The 2,995-nt window shown below is 66.2% G+C and carries 4 protein-coding genes and 1 pseudogene; 1 reads left to right on the forward strand and 4 read right to left on the reverse strand.

Annotation, left to right across the window (positions count from 1 at the left end; all coding sequences use genetic code 11):
- The 3 genes from JCM25156_RS12475 to nuoH form a co-directional block, all read right to left on the reverse strand.
- On the reverse strand, positions 1–289 hold a 289-nt coding region (locus JCM25156_RS12475; RefSeq protein WP_025813332.1), incomplete at its 3' end, for an NADH-quinone oxidoreductase subunit J.
- A 6-nt stretch (positions 290–295) separates the two neighbouring features.
- Positions 296–808, reverse strand: coding sequence for an NADH-quinone oxidoreductase subunit NuoI (nuoI, locus tag JCM25156_RS12485; RefSeq protein ID WP_025813333.1), 513 nt, complete (start codon positions 806–808; stop codon positions 296–298).
- 25 nt (positions 809–833) lie between these two features.
- Positions 834–1,790, reverse strand: a complete 957-nt coding sequence (gene nuoH / locus JCM25156_RS12490) for an NADH-quinone oxidoreductase subunit NuoH (RefSeq protein WP_025813334.1) — start codon at positions 1,788–1,790, stop codon at positions 834–836.
- 40 nt (positions 1,791–1,830) lie between these two features.
- Between nuoH and JCM25156_RS31180 the strand changes: the two genes are divergently transcribed.
- The gene (locus JCM25156_RS31180; protein WP_242402640.1) at positions 1,831–2,592 is read left to right on the forward strand and encodes a hypothetical protein; all 762 of its coding nucleotides are present in this window, start codon (positions 1,831–1,833) and stop codon (positions 2,590–2,592) included.
- A gap of 24 nt (positions 2,593–2,616) precedes the next feature.
- Here the strand turns inward: JCM25156_RS31180 and JCM25156_RS32390 are convergent.
- Positions 2,617–2,985, reverse strand: a pseudogene (locus JCM25156_RS32390) (molybdopterin-dependent oxidoreductase); the annotation flags it as partial.
- Positions 2,986–2,995 lie beyond the last annotated feature (10 nt).

Consider the following 2,995-nt stretch of genomic DNA (forward strand, 5'->3'; position numbering starts at 1 on the left):
CCGGCCCAAGCCACGCGCGCGGCCTGAGCCATTCCTTCTCCCGCGCGGTGTCGGGCTGGCCCATGTTGAGCATCATGATCACGAACACGAACAGCACCATGATGGCGCCCGCATAGATGATGACTTCCAGCGCCGCCGCGAAGTCAGCGCCCAGCAGGGCCAGCACCACGGCCAGCGCCAGCAGCGTCACGACCAGATAGAGCAGGGCATGCACGGCCACCCGCCGCGTAATGACCATGACAGCCCCCACAAGGGCCATGCTGGCGGAAAAGAGGGCCAGGTTGTGCATGGTGCGCTACGGCAGCAGGGAGTGCAGGTCGACCGGCGGGCGCTCGTGTTTGGATGCGCCACGGTCCTTGCCGGGAACGGGAATGCCGGCGACATGGTAGAAACTGTATCCGGGATACTTCCCGGTCCCGCTGATCAGCAGGTCTTCCTTTTCATAGACGAGGTTGGGGCGGGCGTATTCGCCCATCTCGAAATCGGGCGTGAGCTGGATGGCGTAGGTGGGGCAGGCTTCCTCGCAGAAACCGCAGAAGATGCAGCGGGAGAAATTGATCCGGAAATATTGCGGATACCACCGCCCCTCCGCCTCCGTCTTCTGCAGGCTGATGCAGTCCACCGGGCACGCGACGGCGCACAGGTTGCACGCAACGCAGCGTTCCGCGCCATCGGGATCGCGCGACAGGATGATCCGCCCCCGGTAACGTGGCGGCAGGTAGGGCTGCTCCTCCGGATACTGCACGGTCGCGCGCCGGTGGAACGCATGGAGGAAGGTCAGGAACACGGTGCGCAGGGTATCAAGCATGGGACATGCCTTTGCGGTGGGCGCGTCAGGGGACGGCGCGCAGCATCATGATGGTTCCGGTCGCCATGATATTGAGGAGCGAGAGCGGCAGCAGGACTTTCCACCCCAGCGCCATCAGTCGGTCATAGCGCGGGCGGGGCAGGGCCGCGCGCAGCAGGATGAAAAACGCCACCATGCCGCCTGTCTTGAGCAGGAACCACACGGCGGCGGGCAGCACCGGTCCCTGCCACCCGCCCAGATAGAGCGTGGTGACAAGGGCCGAGACCAGAACGACCCCGGCATATTCGGCCAGGAAGAACATGCCGAATTTCATGCCCGAATATTCGGTGTGAAAACCAGCTCCCAGTTCGTTTTCACCTTCGGGCAGGTCGAAGGGCAGCCGGTGTGTCTCCGCGATGCCCGCAAGCATGAACACGCCGGACCCGAGGCATTGCGGGATGATGAACCACATGCCCGCCTGCGCCGCCACGATCGCGCGCAGGTTGAAGGACCCGGCGGCCATGACCACGCCCAGCAGGGCCATCCCCATGAAGACTTCGTAGCTGATCATCTGCGCCGCCGCCCGCATGCCGCCCAGCAGCGCATACTTGCTGTTGGACGCCCACCCGGCCAGGACAGTGGCGTAAACCCCCAGCCCCATCATGCCCAGAATGAACAGCAGCCCCACGTTCAGCCCGCCCGCGATGCCCGCCACGGATGTTACGGGAATGACCGCAAAGGACAGCAGCCCCGTCATCATGCCGATGGCGGGGGCGAGGATGAAAATTCCCCTGTCCGCGAAGGGGGGCACCCAGTCCTGCTTGAACAGGATCTTGACGCCATCCGCCACGGCCTGGAACAGCCCGCCCGGCCCCACGCGGTTGGGGCCATGCCGGTCCTGCCATAACCCGAGCAGCCGCCGCTCGACCCATGTCAGCAGGGTGGCAAGGCCAAGGAGCGCAAGTGGCGCAAGAATGATGGGGAACAGGGAAAGCCGCATCATGATCCCTCTCCCGCCGCGTCCACGTGCGCCACGTGGGAAAATGAAAGGCGCGCGCCACCATATGGGCCGGGCACAGCACAAGACCCGCGGGCAGTCCGGCAAGGGGCTCGACAGGCAGGACATGCGCACCGTCCGGCAGATGGAGTGTCAGATGGGTCGCGGGGGTGAACCCCACGGGCACGCGCAGGGTGGGCGCGGATGCGCGCGCCGCGACGGGGGGAGAGAGCATGCTCAGCTCCTCGCTGCCAAACAGGCGGGTGTCGGGCAGTACCAGCACGCTGTCTTCATGCGGCACGAACGGGGGCGGAATGTCGGTGCTGTAGGGATGGGGCGCATCCGGAGCACGGTCGCCCCCCGTTTCGGGAAACAGCGGGATACCGGAGTTCCCGCCGCGCATGGCCCCGCCGATTTCGCTCTGGAAGCGGGTGAGCGCCTGCACCGAATTCCATGGGGACGCCTGATACCCCGGCACCAGCGCGGCCGGCATGTCCGGTTCGTAAGCCCCTTCCATCGAACTGCTGAAGGGGGTGTCCGGGCTGGCGGGGGGAGGCTGGTCATGTACGCTTATGTAGGACCGGATCACGGTGCGCCCGCTGGCGCGATAGGTCTGGCTGCGCAGTTTCTGGCCATGCAGGCGGTAATCCGCGCCGGGGGCCGCGTTGACGGTGGCGGCAAGGGCGGAAAACGCCCGGCCCAGTGCGGCAATGACATCATCAAGGCCCTGCCAGCCGGTCAGTCCCGTGTGCGTAAGGTCCGTCGTGCCGCGGGCAAGGGCCTGCACCCACCGCCAGCCAGACTGTAGGGGGGCAGGCGGAAAAACCGCCTGAAAAAAGCGTTGCGCCCGGCCTTCCTGACTGACCAGCGTGCCACTGCATTCGCTGAAGGCGGCGGCGGGCAGCACAAGGCCCGCGTGCTGGCAGAGCGGCGTGAGCGTATGGTCTATCATGACGATATTGGGCACGCGGGCTACGAGTTCGGCCACCATCGCCGGGTGCAGGTGGCGGGTCAGGTCATTTTCCACAATGACGAGGGTGGCGATGTCCCCCGCCTTCGCCCGTTCCATCATCGCCTCAAGCGGCAGGCCGCCAAGCATGGCCAGCCCCATGCTGTTGCATTCCGGCAGCACCAGCGACAGCCCGGCCGGTTGTCCATGCCGCGTCAGGGCCGCTGCAATATTCGCCGCCGCCCGCAGCAGCGCGGGCGCG

Source organism: Komagataeibacter kakiaceti JCM 25156 (assembly GCF_000613305.1).